The 266-nt window shown below is 46.6% G+C and carries 1 pseudogene; it reads left to right on the forward strand.

From position 1 onward, the window contains the following. Nucleotides 1–266, forward strand: a pseudogene (locus AB4512_RS24190) (phosphate ABC transporter substrate-binding protein); the annotation flags it as partial.

Raw genomic sequence — 266 nt, forward strand, 5'->3', positions numbered from 1 at the left:
AAGTCGAAGCGTTTGAAAGAGAGCATGGCTATAAGCCGACAGCACTGAGAGTCGCTATCGATGCGATTGGACTTTTTGTGCATCGTGATAACCCTATTGAAGGGCTCAACTTTCACCAGATTGACAGTATATTCTCAGAGACATTACGCTGCGGCGCGACTAAGCCGCTAAATAATTGGCAAGATTTGGGCATTGACCAACCGTGGGCAAAACATCGATTCCAACTGTTTGGTCGTAATTCCGTTTCGGGAACCTACGGCTATTTC

The organism is Vibrio sp. 10N.222.52.B7 (genome assembly GCF_041474275.1).
Classification (GTDB): Bacteria; Pseudomonadota; Gammaproteobacteria; order Enterobacterales; family Vibrionaceae; genus Vibrio; species Vibrio crassostreae_C.